At 65.1% G+C, this 16,744-nt stretch carries 16 protein-coding genes and 1 other RNA gene; 13 read left to right on the top strand and 4 right to left on the bottom strand.

Annotation, left to right across the window (positions count from 1 at the left end; all coding sequences use genetic code 11):
• Positions 1–2 precede the first annotated feature (2 nt).
• Positions 3–599 (bottom strand): cysteine dioxygenase family protein, encoded by a 597-nt coding sequence (locus AC1DKD_RS09545; protein WP_441629180.1) that lies wholly within the window; start codon positions 597–599, stop codon positions 3–5.
• Between the two features lie 174 nt (positions 600–773).
• Between AC1DKD_RS09545 and AC1DKD_RS09540 the strand changes: the two genes are divergently transcribed.
• The 6 genes from AC1DKD_RS09540 to AC1DKD_RS09515 all read left to right on the top strand — a co-directional run bounded on the left by AC1DKD_RS09540 (position 774) and on the right by AC1DKD_RS09515 (position 6,675).
• Positions 774–1,745 carry a LysR family transcriptional regulator gene (locus AC1DKD_RS09540; RefSeq protein WP_045237830.1) on the top strand — a complete coding sequence of 324 codons (972 nt, stop codon included), beginning with the start codon at positions 774–776 and terminating at the stop codon, positions 1,743–1,745.
• A 144-nt stretch (positions 1,746–1,889) separates the two neighbouring features.
• The gene (locus AC1DKD_RS09535; protein ID WP_276288689.1) at positions 1,890–3,197 is read left to right on the top strand and encodes a Glu/Leu/Phe/Val family dehydrogenase; all 1,308 of its coding nucleotides are present in this window, start codon (positions 1,890–1,892) and stop codon (positions 3,195–3,197) included.
• A gap of 360 nt (positions 3,198–3,557) precedes the next feature.
• Positions 3,558–4,457 (top strand): glutamate/aspartate ABC transporter substrate-binding protein, encoded by a 900-nt coding sequence (locus tag AC1DKD_RS09530; RefSeq protein ID WP_477143212.1) that lies wholly within the window; start codon positions 3,558–3,560, stop codon positions 4,455–4,457.
• Between the two features lie 63 nt (positions 4,458–4,520).
• On the top strand, positions 4,521–5,249 hold the full coding sequence (locus AC1DKD_RS09525; RefSeq protein ID WP_276286618.1) for an amino acid ABC transporter permease: 729 nt from the start codon (positions 4,521–4,523) through the stop codon (positions 5,247–5,249).
• A gap of 11 nt (positions 5,250–5,260) precedes the next feature.
• Positions 5,261–5,944, top strand: coding sequence for a glutamate/aspartate ABC transporter permease GltK (gltK, locus tag AC1DKD_RS09520; protein WP_276286617.1), 684 nt, complete (start codon positions 5,261–5,263; stop codon positions 5,942–5,944).
• On the top strand, positions 5,941–6,675 hold the full coding sequence (locus AC1DKD_RS09515) for an amino acid ABC transporter ATP-binding protein (protein WP_477143211.1): 735 nt from the start codon (positions 5,941–5,943) through the stop codon (positions 6,673–6,675). Before gltK ends, AC1DKD_RS09515 begins: the two co-directional genes overlap by 4 nt.
• Before the next feature lie 241 nt (positions 6,676–6,916).
• Here AC1DKD_RS09515 and AC1DKD_RS09510 read toward each other — a convergent pair whose 3' ends face one another.
• The gene (locus AC1DKD_RS09510; RefSeq protein WP_441629176.1) at positions 6,917–7,816 is read right to left on the bottom strand and encodes a LysR family transcriptional regulator; all 900 of its coding nucleotides are present in this window, start codon (positions 7,814–7,816) and stop codon (positions 6,917–6,919) included.
• A 183-nt stretch (positions 7,817–7,999) separates the two neighbouring features.
• On the opposite strand from AC1DKD_RS09510, the gene AC1DKD_RS09505 reads away from it, so the two are divergent.
• Complete coding sequence (locus AC1DKD_RS09505) at positions 8,000–9,226, top strand: alpha-hydroxy acid oxidase (protein ID WP_441629174.1); 1,227 nt, start codon at positions 8,000–8,002, stop codon at positions 9,224–9,226.
• 64 nt (positions 9,227–9,290) lie between these two features.
• On the top strand, positions 9,291–10,265 hold the full coding sequence (locus AC1DKD_RS09500; RefSeq protein ID WP_441629172.1) for a tripartite tricarboxylate transporter substrate binding protein BugE: 975 nt from the start codon (positions 9,291–9,293) through the stop codon (positions 10,263–10,265).
• Positions 10,266–10,309: 44 nt separating this feature from the next.
• On the opposite strand, the gene AC1DKD_RS09495 is transcribed toward AC1DKD_RS09500, so the two are convergent.
• Entirely contained in the window at positions 10,310–11,140 is an 831-nt protein-coding gene (locus AC1DKD_RS09495; protein ID WP_276290167.1) for a class II glutamine amidotransferase, read from the bottom strand.
• 144 nt (positions 11,141–11,284) lie between these two features.
• Between AC1DKD_RS09495 and AC1DKD_RS09490 the strand changes: the two genes are divergently transcribed.
• From AC1DKD_RS09490 to rnpB, 5 genes are all read left to right on the top strand, one after another.
• Positions 11,285–12,373 carry a tartrate dehydrogenase gene (locus AC1DKD_RS09490; protein WP_441629170.1) on the top strand — a complete coding sequence of 363 codons (1,089 nt, stop codon included), beginning with the start codon at positions 11,285–11,287 and terminating at the stop codon, positions 12,371–12,373.
• Between the two features lie 5 nt (positions 12,374–12,378).
• Positions 12,379–13,710: a glycerate kinase type-2 family protein gene (locus AC1DKD_RS09485; RefSeq protein ID WP_477143215.1), complete on the top strand. Its 1,332-nt coding sequence runs from the start codon at positions 12,379–12,381 to the stop codon at positions 13,708–13,710.
• A gap of 49 nt (positions 13,711–13,759) precedes the next feature.
• Positions 13,760–14,794 (top strand): dihydroorotase, encoded by a 1,035-nt coding sequence (pyrC, locus tag AC1DKD_RS09480; protein ID WP_447429197.1) that lies wholly within the window; start codon positions 13,760–13,762, stop codon positions 14,792–14,794.
• Between the two features lie 95 nt (positions 14,795–14,889).
• Complete coding sequence (locus AC1DKD_RS09475) at positions 14,890–15,714, top strand: DUF3025 domain-containing protein (RefSeq protein ID WP_441629208.1); 825 nt, start codon at positions 14,890–14,892, stop codon at positions 15,712–15,714.
• Between the two features lie 66 nt (positions 15,715–15,780).
• Positions 15,781–16,124, top strand: an RNA gene (gene rnpB / locus AC1DKD_RS09470) — RNase P RNA component class A.
• Between the two features lie 70 nt (positions 16,125–16,194).
• Here rnpB and AC1DKD_RS09465 read toward each other — a convergent pair.
• Positions 16,195–16,617: an OsmC family protein gene (locus AC1DKD_RS09465; RefSeq protein ID WP_441629166.1), complete on the bottom strand. Its 423-nt coding sequence runs from the start codon at positions 16,615–16,617 to the stop codon at positions 16,195–16,197.
• Positions 16,618–16,744 lie beyond the last annotated feature (127 nt).

Here is a 16,744-nt window from a genome sequence, read left to right as displayed (position 1 = left end):
ACTCAGGCCGCGTCCACCAGCAGGTTCACACCGCTGCAGATGTGTTCCTGGTCCACCCCATAGATATGCAGCGACACGGCCACCGCGTCGCTGTCGTTGCCGAGCGCATGGATATGACGCAGCCCAGCCGGCACGCTGAAGGTATCGCCCACCGTGCGCGTGATCTCGCCGCACGGATGCGCCTGCCGCTCTTGCGCGTCCCAGCGGTAGTGGCGCTCATGCAGCGTGCCGCGCAGCACCCGGTAGGCGCACCAGGTCTGGTGTCCGTGCACCGGGCTGTGCTGCCCTGGCCGCCAGACGATCAGCATGGCGGAGAAGCGCGCCAGCGGATCGGCGTGCACAAGGTGGCGCACATAGCCCTCGGCCGCGCCTTCGCGCAGCGATTCCGGCAGCAGCGCCAGCAGCGTGGCGGCGTCCGGCAGGCTGGCTTCGATGCCTTGCGCCACCATGCGCGCGCTGGCGGCGAAGGCGGACGACATGCCGTCGGACAGCGGGGCAAAGAGATCCGGCTGGCCGTCGGCCGCGTCGAGGGTGCCAAGGACGCCGACGCTACGTGCGTGGCTGGCAATATCGGTAACGACGGCTTGCTGGGTGGCCATGACGGGCTCCTTATTGGTTTGCGACCATCATAGCGTCGGTCCCGTAGCAAGGACGTGCGTCTTGTCGTGCAAATCTGGATGTAAGTGTAATATTATTCTAATAAAATTCAACTAAATAGAATGTTATTCCTGGCGGTGGCGAAACCGCGGGAAGCCGGGGGATAATGCCGCCTCATGGAAATCAAGTGGCTTGAAGACTTCGTCAGCCTGGCCGAGACGCACAGCTTCTCGCGCTCGGCCGAGCAGCGTCATGTGACGCAGCCTGCGTTCTCGCGCCGGATCCAGTCGCTCGAGTCCTGGGTGGGCACGGAACTGATCGACCGCTCCAGCTATCCCACCAGCCTGACGCCGGCGGGCAAGGTGTTCTACGAGCAGGCGCTGGCCATGCTGGCCCAGGTCAGCGAGACCCGGGCGCTGATGCGCGGGCAGCGCTCTGCCAATGCCCAGGTGCTGGAATTCGCCGTACCGCACACGCTCTCGCTGACCTTCTTCCCCGAATGGCTCAAGGCCGTGGAGCGCGAGATCGGTACGCTGCCGTGCCGCCTGCGCGCGCTCAACGTGCACGACGCGGTCCTGGCGCTGGTTGACGGGGGCTGCGACCTGGTGATGGTCTACCACCATGCCCGCCAGGCCATCCAGCTCGACCCGGCACACTACGACATGCTGGTGCTCGGCATCGAGCGGTTGTCGCCGTACAGCGTGCCGGACGCCGCCGGCAAGCCGCTGTACCGCCTGCCAGGTACGGACAAGAAGCCGGTGCCTTTCCTCAGCTATACCCCCAATGCCTTCCTTGGCCGCATGGTCGACATGCTGCTGGCCGAAACCACGGACGCGCTCAAGCTGGACAAATGCTACGAGACGGACATGGCCGAGGCGCTCAAGGTGATGGCGCTGGCGGGGCACGGCATGGCCTTCCTGCCGGAGAGCGCGGTGCGCGAGGAGCTGGCCCAGCACCGRCTGGTGCGGGCCGAAGCGGCGCGCGGGGCGCCGATGTCGATCGACATGGAAATCCGCCTTTACCGGGAGAAGCCGGGTGAACACGTCAGCGAGCGGCGCAGCGCGCAGGTTCGCAGCAAGCGCCAGCTGGTGGACCGGGTCTGGTCCTCGCTCGCGGCGCAGAGCTTGCCCGCGCAGCCGGGCACCTGATCCGGCGCGGTTGCCATGGTGGGGGGCCGCACAGGCCCGCCGGCAAGGTTATGCAATCCGTGCATAATGGGATGATCAAACGGCATTGGCTTCGGCAGTACCGCCTCCCCTAAGCTGGCGGCACCTTCACACCGGAACCAAACGATGTCTTCCGCAGCACCGTCCAATCCTGCCGTCAAGAACCATTCCCTGCCTTCCTACTTGAACGCCGAGGACCTCGGCCCCTGGGGCATTTACTTGCAGCAGGTCGATCGTGTCACGCCGTATCTGGGTTCGCTGGCCCGCTGGGTCGAGACCCTCAAGCGTCCCAAGCGCGCCCTGGTGGTCGATGTGCCCATCGAGATGGACAACGGCACCATTGCCCACTTCGAAGGCTATCGCGTGCAGCACAATATGTCGCGCGGCCCGGGCAAGGGCGGCGTGCGCTTCCACCAGGACGTGACGCTGTCGGAAGTGATGGCGCTGTCGGCATGGATGTCGGTCAAGAATGCTGCGGTCAACGTGCCTTACGGCGGTGCCAAGGGCGGTATCCGCGTCGATCCGCGCACGCTGTCGCGTTCGGAGCTGGAGCGTGTGACGCGCCGCTACACCAGCGAAATCAACTTCATCATCGGACCCAACAAAGACATTCCGGCACCCGATGTCAACACCAATGAACAGGTGATGGCATGGATGATGGATACCTATTCGATGAACTCCGGCAGCACCTCCACCGGCGTGGTCACGGGCAAGCCGATTTCGCTGGGTGGCTCGCTGGGCCGCCGCGAGGCCACGGGCCGCGGCGTGTTCGTGGTGGGTTCCGAGGCTGCCCGCAACCTGGGCATGGACATCAAGGGTGCGCGCGTGGCGGTGCAGGGTTTCGGCAATGTGGGTGCCGTGGCCGCCAAGCTGTTCCACGAAGCCGGCGCCAAGGTGGTGGCGGTGCAGGACCATCGCACCGCGTTGTACAACCCCGCCGGCCTGGACGTGCCCGCCATGATGGAATACGCCTCGCATAGCGGCACCATCGAAGGCTTCCAGGGCGAGACCATTTCCGCCGAGCAATTCTGGCAGGTGGATTGCGAAATCCTGATCCCGGCCGCGCTGGAAGGGCAGATCACCGCCCGCAACGCGCCCCACATCAAGGCACGCATGGTCATCGAAGGTGCGAACGGCCCGACCACGCCCGAGGCCGACGACATCCTGCGCGAGCGCAATATCCTGGTGGCGCCGGACGTTATCGCCAATGCCGGCGGCGTTACGGTTTCCTATTTCGAATGGGTGCAGGATTTCTCCAGCTTCTTCTGGACCGAGGAAGAGATCAACCAGCGCCTGGTACGAATCATGCAAGAGGCATTCCGTGCGATCTGGCAGGTCGCTCAGGACAACAAGGTTACCTTGCGCACGGCCGCCTTCATCGTGGCCTGCACGCGGATTCTGCAGGCGCGCGAAATGCGCGGCCTCTATCCCTGATGCAAGGCGCGGCTTGCCGCCGCGGCATCGCTGAGTAGCGATGCTGCGATGCAGCAACCGATTTGGCATTGGTAACGCGGCTGCCGGGCTTCCCGGCAGCCGCGTTGTCGTATGTGCCCGCTTCCCCCTCGCACGTGGGGCAAGCGGATCCCGCGCTGCCGGACTGGCCGCCTGGCGCGCAGGAACAAGGGCTTTGCGGGAGTGGAGGGAGGCCTCGGTTTTGCCCCGCAAACCATGCCCCGATTGGCTCTGTTAGGGGAAAAACCCGTTGTCTTGAGTGCGTGCGTGCGCAATACTATTTCGTCGGCGGGTGGTTTTTTGTTAGAGTCCCGCCTTTCTCTTCATGGTCAAGGAGATGTTATGAATGTWGCCAAGYTGGCTTCCCTGATGATTGCTGCTGGCGTGCTGTGCGGAACCGCGCAAGCTGCGGAGCAACTGACGGGCACGCTGCAGAAGATCAAAGACACCGGTGTGATTACGCTTGGCGTTCGTGAGTCGTCGATTCCGTTCAATTACAACCTCGGCGGCGTGCGCCAGGTCGGCTATTCCTACGATATCAATGTCAAGATCGTGGAAGCCATCAAGGACCAGCTGAAGCTGCCGAACCTGCAGGTCAAGGAAATCCCGATCACCTCGCAGAACCGTATCACACTGCTGCAGAACGGCACCATCGACATCGAGTGCGGTTCCACGACCAATAACCTCGAGCGCCAGAAGCAGGCTTCGTTCACCACCAGCATCTTCATCATCGGCACCCGTATCATGGTGAAGAAGGATGGGGGCATCAAGGACTGGGCCGACCTCAAGGGCAAGAACGTGGTGACCACCGCCGGCACCACCTCGGAACGCCTGTTGCGCAAGATGAACGATGACCAGAAGCTGGGCATGAACATCATCAGCACCAAGGATCACGGCCAGTCGTTCCTGACGCTGGAGTCGGGCCGCGMCGTCGCCTTCATGATGGACGACGCGCTGCTGTACGGCGAACGCGCCAAGGCCAAGAACCCGGCCGACTGGATTGTGGTGGGCAAGCCGCAATCGCGCGAGTCCTATGGCTGCATGATCCGCAAGGATGACGCACCGTTCAAGAAGCTGTCGGACACCGTGATCAGCGGCATGATGAAGGATGGCTCGATCAACACGCTGTACACCAAGTGGTTCCAGCAGCCGGTACCGCCCAAGGGGCTGAACCTGGACTTCCCGCTGTCGGAAGACATGAAGGCGCTGTTCAAGACGCCGAACGACAAGGCGCTTGACTGATACTGGGATTCCGGTTGTGTGAAACGGAAGGCATGTCCTTCCGTTTCTTTTTGAGGACACATCATGAACTACAGCTGGCATTGGGGTGTATTCCTCGAACAAGCGGCCCAGAACGAGACCTACCTGGACTGGATGATTTCCGGCCTGAAGGTCACCCTTGCACTCGGCCTCTCGTCGTGGATCATCGCCCTCGTCATCGGATCCGTGCTCGGCGTGCTGCGCACGGTGCCCAACAAGTGGCTGTCCGGCCTGGCCGCGACCTACGTCGAGATCTTCCGCAATATCCCGCTGCTGGTGCAGTTGTTCATCTGGTATTTCGTCATGCCCGAGCTGTTGCCCGGTGGCGAGGCGATCAAGCAGATGAACCCGTTCGCGCAGCAGTTCATTGCCGCCATGCTCTGCCTGGGCACGTTTACCGCGGCCCGGGTTTGCGAGCAGGTGCGCTCGGGGATCTACTCGCTGCCGCCCGGCCAGAAGAACGCCGGCCTGGCGATGGGTTTCACGCTGGCCCAGACTTACCGCTACGTGCTGTTGCCCATGTCGTTCCGCGTCATCGTGCCGCCGCTGACCTCCGAGTTCCTGAACATCTTCAAGAACTCCGCGGTGGCGTCGACCATCGGCCTGCTGGAACTGGCCGCCCAGGGGCGCCAGCTGGTGGACTACACGGCGCGCCCGTATGAGTCCTTCATTGCGGTGACGTTGATGTACGCGCTGATCAATATCGTCGTCATGCTGCTCATGCGCTGGGTCGAAGGCCGCACCCGCGTGCCTGGCTTCATCGGCAGCAAGTAAGGGGAGACGTCATGGCATATTCATTTGATTTCAGCTCGATCAACCCGACCACGCTGGAAGTGCTCGGCGAGGGCATGCTTGTCTCGCTCAAGATCACCGTCACGGCGGTGGTGGTCGGCATCGTCTGGGGAACCATCCTGGCGATGATGCGGCTGTCTTCCATCAAGCCCCTGAACTGGTTCGCGCAGGGCTACGTCACCATCTTCCGGTCGATTCCGCTGGTGATGGTGCTGTTGTGGTTCTTCCTGATCATCCCGCAGCTCCTGCAGAAGACGTTCAACCTGTCGCAGGCGTCGGACCTGCGCATGACCTCGGCGCTGATCGCCTTTGCCTTGTTCGAGGCGGCGTACTATTCCGAGATCATCCGGGCGGGTATCCAGAGCGTGTCGCGCGGGCAGATGTTTGCCGCGCAGGCCATGGGCATGACCTACGGGCAGGCGATGCGGCTGGTGATCCTGCCGCAGGCCTTCCGCAACATGGTGCCGCTGCTGCTGACCCAGGGCATCATCCTGTTCCAGGATACGTCGCTGGTGTACGTGAGCGCGCTGGCGGATTTCTTCGGCCAGGCCTACGGCATCGGCGAGCGTGACGGCCGCATCGTGGAGATGCTGCTGTTCGCCGGCCTGGTGTATTTCATTATCTGTTTCTCCGCATCGCTGCTGGTTAAGCGTTACCAGAAAAAGGTGGCCGTATGATCGAAATCAATAACGTCTCCAAGTGGTACGGCRCSTTCCAGGTGCTGACCGATTGCACCACCAAGGTCGCCAAGGGCGAGGTGGTGGTGGTGTGCGGCCCGTCGGGTTCCGGCAAGTCGACGCTGATCAAGACCGTCAATGCGCTCGAGCCGTTCCAGAAGGGTGACATCATCGTGGATGGCACTTCGGTGGGCTCGCCCAAGACCAACCTGCCCAAGCTGCGTTCGCGGGTTGGCATGGTGTTCCAGAACTTCGAGCTGTTTCCCCACCTGTCGATCACCGAGAACCTGACCATCGCCCAGATGAAGGTGCTCGGCCGCTCGAAAGAGGAAGCCACCGCCAAGGGCCTGAAGTACCTGGACCGGGTGGGCCTGAAAGCCCAGGCGGCGAAGTATCCTGGCCAGTTGTCCGGCGGCCAGCAGCAGCGCGTGGCGATTGCCCGCGCGCTGTCGATGGATCCGATCTGCATGCTGTTCGACGAACCCACCTCGGCGCTGGACCCGGAGATGGTCAACGAAGTGCTGGACGTGATGGTGCAACTGGCGCAGGAAGGCATGACCATGATGTGCGTGACCCACGAAATGGGTTTTGCCCGCAAGGTGGCCAACCGCGTGATCTTCATGGACCAGGGCAAGATCGTCGAGGACTGCGCCAAGGAAGAGTTTTTCGGCAATATCGACGCGCGCTCCGAGCGGGCCAAGCAGTTCCTGTCGAAGATCCTGCATCACTGATGATGGGTCAAAACCATCAGGCATGACGAAGGCTGTCACTCCCTCTCCCCTCAGGGGGAGAGGGTTGGGGAGAGGGTTGGGGAGAGGGGGGGCTTAGCCAGGAGCCACTGGAGACGAAGCCAACGGTTTTATCCAGCGCGCGGCGGCATTTGATGCGTCCGCCCTCTCCACCGGCTTGCTCTCCCGCAGGCGGGAGAGGGGAGTCCACATTCCCGGATTCAACTCCCACTGCAATCGCGCCTCACAGTATCCGGCTCGCCGACTGGAAATCGGCCGCCTGCAGCGTCAGTTCCCGCATGGCGCCGACCAGCGGCCGCGAATCGTCGCGCCGCCATTGAAAAGAGTAGGCAAGGGGAAGCAGCGGCGGATCGCTGCGCAGGATGCGCAGCGCCCCGCGTTTCGCCAGCGATTGCGCCCAGCTCTGGGGCAGGATGCCGACACCTATTCCTTCGACCAGCATCCCGGCCACGGCGCCCCAGTGATTGCAGACGATGCGCCGTTCCGGCAGGCTGCCCCGGCCATCCAGCCATTCATCGAGCAGGCGCGTCACGCCCGAGCCGGTTGGCAAGGTCACCAGGGGCCTGTCGCCGAGGGTTTCCGGGCTGACCGGGGCGGAGCGGCCAGTTGCCTGTGCCGACATGCACCAGACAAATTTCGCTTGTGCTATCGCATGGGAAGCAACAGTGCCGCGCGTTGACTTGCCGGCCACCACGGCGAAATCGAGCTCGCCGTCTTCGACGCGCTTTTCCAGCGCCTCGCCAATGCTGACATGGGTTTCCAGTTCCAGGCCGGGATGTGCCTCGGTGATCATCCGCACCAGCCGCGGCAGCCAGGTCAGCGCGGTGAGTTCTCCCACGCCGAAGCGGCATTTGCCATGCAGGCCCGCCACGGTGCCGATCTCGATGCGCAGTTCGTCGGCCGCGCGCAGCAGCGCATGGGCGCGCGGAACCAGCCGGTTGCCGGCGTCGGTGAGGGCCGCCTTGTGCCCGCTTCGATCGAACAGTGCCTGACCCAGCGAATCCTCGAGCTCGGCGATGCGCTTTGAGAGCGATGACAGGGAAAGATGCAGTCGCTGGGCCGCAATGGCGAAGCTCGAGCAGGTGGCCGCCCAATAGAATGCCTCGAGTTGTTTGAGGGTCATGATCTGGTGAGATCAGGCCGGCCGGCGCGTGGCGCGCCGGCTTCTCCGCAGCGTTTTCCCCTGGCTGGCGATGCCTGATACTAATTGAATAAAAGAGAACATAGTATCGGAAATAAATTCGCTTTATGGAATAAAGAGGCCGGCATAGAGTGCGTGTCATCGATCCGCACCCATACCCCGACCATGACTTCAGCCACGGATGCCACCGGCTCCACCCGGCCTACCAACCGCGGCTTCGCCGCCCCGCTGAAACAGGCCTCGCGCGAGTTGCAGCGCATCCTGTCCCTGGATGATTTCGAGCACGCTGCCAGGCGCCGTCTGCCACGRCCGATCTATGGCTATATCGCGGGCGCGGCGGAAGACAACCGCTCGCGCCAGGAAAACCGCGCATCCTTCGACGACTACGCGCTGAGCACGCGCGTGCTTGTGGACGTATCCCGGCGCACCCAGAGCGTGGAGCTCTTCGGCAAGACCTATGCCTCGCCCTTTGGCATTGCGCCGATGGGACTGAGCGCGCTGTCGGCTTACCGCGGCGATATCGTGCAGGCGCGCGCGGCGCAGGCGGCCTGCATTCCGATGGTGCTGAGCGGCTCGTCGCTGATCCGCCTTGAAGACGTGTTCGCGCAGGCCCCGGATGCCTGGTTCCAGGCCTATGTGCCGGGCGACGCGGCACGTATCGATGCCCTGCTGGACCGCGTGCAAGCCTCCGGCTGCCGCACCCTTGTCGTGACCGTGGACATTCCGGTCGCGGGCAATCGCGAGAACAATGTGCGCAGCGGGTTCTCAACGCCGCTGCGGCCCAGCCTGCGCCTGGCGTACGACGGCATCACCCGCCCGAAGTGGCTGGCCGGCACGTTCGCGCGCACGCTGCTGCGCCACGGCATGCCGCATTTCGAGAACTCCTTTGCCGAACGTGGGGCGCCGATCTTGTCGGCCAATGTGCTGCGCGACTTTTCCGCGCGCGACCATCTGGACTGGAGCCACCTCGAGCATATTCGCCGCCGTTGGAAGGGCGTGCTGATCGTGAAGGGAATCCTCGGCGCGCAAGACGCCACGCTGGCCCGCGACAAAGGTGCCGATGGCATCGTGGTATCGAATCACGGCGGCCGGCAGCTCGACGGGGCAGTGGCCCCCTTGCGCGTGCTGCCCGAGATCGTGGCGGCGGTTGGCACGCTGCCGGTGATGATGGACGGCGGCATTCGCCGCGGCACCGACGTCCTGAAGGCACTGGCGCTCGGCGCGAAGCTGGTATTCGTCGGGCGGCCCTTCAACTACGCCGCATCCGTGGCGGGCGAAGCCGGCGTGACGCACGCGATCAACCTGCTGCGCGACGAAGTCGACCGGAACATGGCCATGCTGGGAGTTCGCCAGTGCGCCGAGCTGAGTCCGGCCTTGCTACATCACCGCTGACCGCTGACCGCTGACCGCTGACCGGTCGTCGGTCCATTCCAGACTACTATCAAGGAGACCGCATATGAACAGGCATTCTTTTCTCAAGCTGTGCACTATTGCCATCTGCGCCGCCGGTGCGCCGGCGATCCATGCCCAGTCCTACCCCACCAAGCCGGTGCGGCTGGTGGTGCCGTTCTCTCCCGGCGGCACGACCGATATCGTGGCCCGCGTGATTTCGGCGCCGCTGAGCAAGGAACTGGAGCAAACGGTAGTGGTGGAGAACAAGGCCGGGGCAGGCGGCGTGCTCGGCGCGGCCGAGATCGCGAGGGCCAACCCGGACGGCTACGCGCTGGGCGTGGCGACGGTGTCCACCACGGCCACCAATCCAGCCATCAACCCGAAGATTCCCTACGATCCGCTCAAGGACTTCACGCCCATCATCAATATCGCGGCGACGCCCAACGTCCTTGCGGTGCATCCTTCGTTCCCGGCGAAGAACTATCAGGCCTTCATCGCCGAGCTGAAGAAGAACCCGGCCAGGTACAGCTATGGCACGGCAGGCACCGGCTCCATCGGGCACCTGCAAATGGAGCTCTTCAAGAGCCTGGCTAACCTGTCGATCATGCATGTGCCCTACAAGGGCTCGGGTCCGGCGCTGAACGACGCCGTGGCCGGGCAGGTGGGGGTCGTCTTCGATAACCTGCCGTCCGCGCTTCCCTTTATCAAGGATGGCCGGCTGATTCCCATTGTCGTGTCCGCGCCGGCGCGGGTGGCACAGCTGCCGAACGTTCCCACCTTCAAGGAAGTCGGCCTCGAGCCTGCCAACCGCATGGCGTTCTACGGCATCTACGGCCCGAAGGCGCTACCGCAGGCCGTGGTGGAGCGCGTCAACGTGGCGGTGAGGAAATCGCTTCAGGATCCCGCCGTGCGCAGCCGCATCGAAGCGACGGGATCCCTGGTGGTGGCCAATACGCCCGAGCAGTTCCGCCAGCAGATCGCGCAGGAATACGAAATCTACAAGCGTACGGTAGCCGTGCAGAAACTCACTCTCGACTGAGGGCTGGCAGGGATCGGTGCCACAGGGGCATCCGGGGGGATGGTTCAGGTGCAGGCGCTGTTGGCGGCGTTCTTGGCCTGGACTTCGGGCGGGATCGGCACGGTCAGCGTCATCACCGCGCGGCCCTCCTCGAACATCATCAGCTCGCCCGGCGCGAAGGCGGTCCAGGTCTCGTTGTCGGTCAGCGGCGCGGTGGCGATCACCGCCACGCGGTCGTCGGGCGTGGTGACCTGGGCAAAGTCGATCGACAGGTCGGCGTCGATCAGGTGTGCGGTGGAGAATGGCCACTGGCGCACGATGTAGTACAGGCGGGTGGAGCAGTGGGCGAACAGCGCCTGCCCGTTCGACAGCAGGAAGTTGAAGACGCCATGCAGCGTGATCTCGCGCGTGATGTCGGCCAGCGCGTGGCAGAGTTCGTTGAGCGGCGGCTGCGAGCCGGGGAAGCGCTTGCGCAGCCCCTGCATCAGCGTGCAGAAGGCGAGTTCGCTGTCGGTATCGCCTACCGGCTGGTAGACCCCGGACAGGAAGGGCGAGAAGTCCTTCAGGTCGCCGTTGTGGGCGAAGATCCAGTGCCGGCCCCAAAGCTCGCGCATGAAGGGGTGGCAGTTCTCCAGCAGCACCGTGCCCTGGGTCGCCTTGCGGATATGCGAGATGACGTTCTTGGACTTGATCGGGTAGCGCTTGATCAGGTCGGCCACCGGCGAGGTGCCGGCGGACTGGTTGTCGATGAACAGGCGGCAGGCCTTGTCCTCGAAGAACGCCACGCCGAAACCGTCGGCATGGTGATCCGTGACGCCGCCGCGGGCGGCGAAGCCGGTAAAGGAGAACGTCACGTCGGTCGGCGTGGCGCAGTTCATGCCGAGCAGCTGGCACATGGCGGGGCACCGGACCGGCAGCGGGCCGCCGGATTGCAATAGAATGTTCCATTATCCGGCCTGCCCGGGTTATCTGCCAAGCGCATCGCGTTTTGCAGTGCGTTCCCTCCCGATTTCAAAGCCCGTTCAGCGGGTCTCCGAGACATGAGCAATTACAAGATCGCAGTCATCCCAGGCGATGGCATCGGCACCGAAGTGATGCCCGAGGGGCTGCGCGTGATGGACGCCGCCGCGCGCCGCTTCGGCATCGACATGCAGTTCGACCACTTCGACTTCTCCAGCTGCGACTATTACGCCCGCCACGGCAAGATGCTGCCGGACGACTGGTTCGACACCCTGGTCAAGTACGATGCCATCTACTTTGGCGCGGTGGGCTGGCCGGACGCCGTGCCCGATCATGTCTCGCTCTGGGGCTCGCTGCTGCAGTTCCGTCGCTCTTTTGACCAGTACGTCAACCTGCGCCCGGTGCGGCTGATGCCCGGCATCCGCAGCCCGCTGGTGGACCGCGACGGCAATGCGCGCAAGCCCGGCGACATCGATTTCTACGTGGTGCGCGAGAACACCGAGGGCGAGTATTCCAGCATTGGCGGGCGCATGTTCCCCGGCACCGACCGCGAGGTGGTGATCCAGGAGACAGTGATGACGCGCACCGGCGTGGACCGCATCCTCAGGTTTGCCTTTGAACTGGCGCAAAAGCGGCCGGGCAAGCATCTGACTTCGGCCACCAAGTCCAACGGCATCTCCATCACCATGCCGTACTGGGATGAGCGGGTGGAAGCCATGGCAGCGAACTACCCTGGCGTGAAGGTCGACAAATACCACATCGACATCCTGACCGCGCACTTCGTCCAGCACCCGGACTGGTTCGACGTGGTGGTCGCCAGCAACCTGTTCGGCGACATCCTGTCCGACCTGGGCCCGGCCTGTACCGGCACCATCGGTATCGCGCCCTCGGGCAATATCAATCCGGACCGCACCTTTCCCAGCCTGTTCGAGCCGGTGCACGGCTCGGCGCCGGACATCGCCGGGCGTGGCGTAGCCAACCCGATCGGCCAGATCTGGTGCGGCGCCATGATGCTGGAACACCTGGGCCAGCCGGAAGCCGGCGCGGCCGTGCTCGGTGCTATTGAAACGGTGCTGTCGGCAGGGCCGGACCATGCCCCGCTGACCCGCGATATCGGCGGCAAGGCCGGTACGGCTGACCTGGGCCAAGCCATCGCGGAGGCCCTGTGAACGCGATCGCCCAATCCCTCCCGGCCAGCGCGGCCGATGCCCGCGCCTTGCTGCTTGATACCTTCCGCGCCGCGGTGGCGGCGGCCGACCCGTTGCGCATCGTGGCGGACCACCTGCCGCCGCCCAAGCCAGGCGGGCGCACCCTGGTGGTCGGCGCGGGCAAGGCGGCGGCCTCGATGGCACTGGCGGTGGAGCAAGCCTACGCCGCGCTGGACCGCACCCACATGATCGAGGGGCTGGTGGTTACGCGCTACGCCCACGGCCTGCCGACCGAGCACGTCCGCGTGATCGAGGCCGGCCATCCGGTGCCGGACGAAGCCGGCGAGCGCGCCGCAGCCGAGATCCTCGCGCGGGTGAGCGCACTCGGCCCCGAGGACAGCCTGATCGTGCTGGTTTCGGGCGGTGGCTCGAGCCTGCTGTCGCTGCCCGCCGAGGGCATCGCCATGGCGGACCTCAAGGCCACCACGCAGGAACTGTTGCGCTGCGGCGCGCCCATCACGGACATGAACATCGTGCGCAAGCACCTGTCGCGCATCCAGGGCGGGCGGCTCGCCCAGGCCAGCCGCGCTCCCGTGACCACGCTGATCGTGTCCGATGTGGCCGGGGACGACCCGAGCGCGATTGCGTCCGGCCCCACCGTGCCGGACCCGAGCACCTATGCGGATGCGCTGGCTATCCTGCGCCGCTACGGCGCGGTGGTGCCGCCGGTGGTGCAGGACTACCTCGAACGCGGCGCCCGCGGCGAAGTGGCGGAAACGCCCAAGCCCGGCGATCCGCTGTTCGCGCGGGTCGAAAACCGCGTCATCGCCACTGCCCACGGCAGCCTGGTGGCCGCTGCGGATCACTTCCGCGCGCAGGGTATCCAGCCGGTGGTGCTGGGCGACACGGTGACGGGCGAGGCACAGGAAGTGGCGCGTGTGTATGCTGCGCTGGTCCGCGAGATTCGCGCGTACAATGCGCCGTTCGCGGTCCCGCTGGCACTGATTTCCGGCGGTGAATGCACCGTCACGCTGCCGCAGGGCGGTGGCGGGGCGGCCGCAAAGCCCCGTGGCGGGCGTTRCTCGGAGTTCCTGCTGTCGCTGGCGCTGGAACTGGACGGCGCCGATAATGTGTACGCCATCGCGGCCGACACCGACGGCATTGACGGCTCCGAGGACAATGCCGGCGCGTTGCTGGACCCGTCCACGCTAGACCGCGCGCAGGCCGCCGGCGCCCCGGCGCGTGCCCGGCTCGACGCGCATGACGCCTGGGGCTTCTTCGAGTCCGCGGGCGATCTCGTGGTGACCGGCCCCACGCGCACCAATGTGAATGACTACCGCGCCATCCTGATTCTGTAATCCCAAGAAAAGAGCCAGCCGCAACCGGCGGCCGGTTCCCCCCGAAGCCATGACCCAGACTCTCACCATCACCCGCCCGGACGACTGGCACCTCCACCTGCGCGACGGCACGGCCCTGGCGGCCGTCCTGCCCGATACCGCGCGCCAGTTTGCCCGCGCCATCATCATGCCCAACCTGAAGCCGCCCGTGACCACGGTGGCGCAGGCCGCGGCCTACCGCGACCGCATCCTGGCCGCGCTGCCGGCGGGGCTGGCGTTCGAGCCGCTGATGACGCTGTACCTGACGGACAAGACCAGCGCCGAGGAGATCGTCGCSGCCAAGGCCAGCGGCTTCGTGCACGGGGTCAAGCTCTATCCCGCGGGCGCCACCACCAATAGCGACGCCGGCGTGACCGACCTGCGCCACTGCGCCGCCGCGCTCGAAGCCATGCAGCGCGTTGGCCTGCCGCTGCTGGTGCACGGCGAAGTGACCGACCCGGCAATCGATATCTTCGATCGCGAAGCCGTCTTTATCGACCAGGTGATGACGCCGCTGCGCCGCGATTTCCCCGCCCTGAAAGTGGTCTTCGAGCACATCACCACCAAGGACGCCGCCGAGTACGTGCGCGACGCCGAAGGCCCGGTCGCCGCCACCATCACCGCGCATCACCTGCTGTACAACCGCAACGCCATCTTCACCGGCGGCATCCGCCCGCACTATTACTGCCTGCCGGTGCTCAAACGCGAGACCCATCGCGAGGCCCTGGTTGCCGCGGCGGTATCGGGCAGCCCGCGCTTCTTCCTCGGTACCGACAGCGCCCCCCACGCACGCGGCCTGAAGGAACATGCCTGCGGCTGCGCCGGTTGCTATACCGGGCTGCACGCCATGGAGTTGTACGCGGAAGCCTTTGAGGCGGCCGGCGCGCTGGACAAGCTGGAAGCCTTCGCGAGCTTCAATGGCCCGGCCTTCTACAGCCTGCCGCGCAACAGCGGCACGCTCACCCTGAGCCGCGAGGACTGGCAACTGCCGGCCGAACTGCCCTACGGCGATACCACCCTGGTCCCGCTGCGTGGCGGTGAAACACTGCGCTGGAAAGCCCGCTAAGCCACGCTGGCGAAGCGGAAGCGGATGCTGTAGTGGATGTGAAGAACCAGGGCCGGGCTACGTCGGCTTCACATGATGCGGCCGCCGGGACCCGGCTGGCCGCGGCGGTGGCGGAGGTCGACTGGGCCCGGCCATGGTTTCGCCCCTTCGCCGCGCACGGCACGGCACTTGCCTCGGCGCTGCAGGGCGGCGCCGACTTGCGCGCTGCCCTCAGCGAAATGGCCACGCGGCTCGCGTTGCGCAATGCCCGCGGCGTGCCCTTGCGCTTCGTGCCGCAAGCGGAGCTGCCGGCAGGCACCGCCTACGAGGCGCATATCTTCGCCACCGGTGCCGTGCCGACGCGCGACAACCTGCACGACTTCTTCAATGCCCTGATCTGGCTGCATTTTCCCCGGTCCAAGCGCGTGCTGAACCGGCTGCAGGCCCACGCCATCGCCGCGACCGGCGTGCAGAGCCGCCGTGGGAGCCTGCGCGATGCCGCCACCTTGTTCGACGAAAACGCCATCCTCTTCCTGAGTGCCGATAGCGGCCTGGAATCCGTGCTGCGCGGCTTTGGCTGGGAACATCTGTTCGTGGCGCGGCGATCGGTCTGGGTGGGTTGCGGCGACGCGGACGGCGACGGCGCCAGCTGCAGCGTGGTGCCGTTCGGTCACGCCCTGCTGGAAAAACTGGTGCGGCCTTACAAAGCCCTGACCGCGCACGCCTGGCCGCTGGCGGTTCCGCCGGAAGCCGGCGCCGCGCTGCCCGGCTCGCTGGACGATTCCGTGTGCGCCTCGCTCGAGGCCGCCGAACTGCACAGTGGCCGCTTTGCGCCATTACCGGTGCTGGGCATCCCCGGCTGGTGCGAAGCCAATTGCGATCCGGCCTTTTACGCGGATACCAGCGTGTTCCGCAGGGGGCGCCGCGCCCAGGCCGCCTAGCGGGCAAGGCGCGCGGGTGGCGGTTTTGCGGGCCAGGCGGCCAATCGGTGTTAGACTGCGGGCCGCAAAGCAGGCCAGACAATCGCTGCTTGCACCCGCAAGGTGTGCAAGGGGAGGAAAGTCCGGACTCCACAGGGCAGGGTGTTGGCTAATAGCCATCCACGGCAACGTGCGGAATAGGGCCACAGAGACGAGTCTTGCCGCCGGGTTCGCCCGGTGGGAAGGGTGAAACGCGGTAACCTCCACCTGGAGCAATCCCAAATAGGCAGGCATTGAGGCGGCCCGCTGAGCCTGCGGGTAGGGAGCTTGAGCCGGTCGGTAACGGCCGGCCTAGAGGAATGATTGTCACGTGCCGGCAACCGCAAGGAAGCCGGTGCGCACAGAATCCGGCTTATCGGCCTGCTTTGCTTCTCGAATTTCCCGGCGTGGCCAGCCGCCCATCCGCATGGGCGCGCGCTGGCCGGGCCTGCCGTGCGGGGCTTATGCCTCGACGATCTCCATCGTATGCGTGATTTCCGCCGTCTTGGCCAGCATGATCGAGGCCGAGCAATACTTGTCGTGCGACAGCTGGATGGCGCGCTCGACGGTGGCGGGGTTCAGGTTCTTGCCGCTGACCGTGAAGTGGAAGTTGATCCGGGTGAACACCTTGGGATCCTCGCCGGCACGCTCGGCTTCGAGCTTCACGCTGCAGCCGCGCACGTCTTGCCTGCCACGCTTCAGGATCAGCACCACGTCATAGGCGGTGCAACCCCCGGTACCCAGCAATACCATTTCCATCGGACGCGGCGCCAGGTTGTGGCCACCGCCTTCGGGCGCGCCGTCCATGGCCACGATATGGCCACTGCCCGTCTCGGCCACGAAGCTCATGCCGTCGGTGCCCATCCAAGTCACTTTGCATTCCATTTTGTTCGTTCCTGCGCTCTGGTGAGTGCGTATCCGATCACGAACACGCGATTTCGAAACTTGCTTTTTTGAGTATAGGGCACTTGTCCGGAAGTGCCGTAATTCGGCTATTTTGCCGAAAACTGAA

Source organism: Cupriavidus sp. 05T313 (assembly GCF_056396665.1).
Note: the sequence above shows the minus strand (reverse complement) of the source record. Positions and strands in the feature narration are given on the sequence as shown.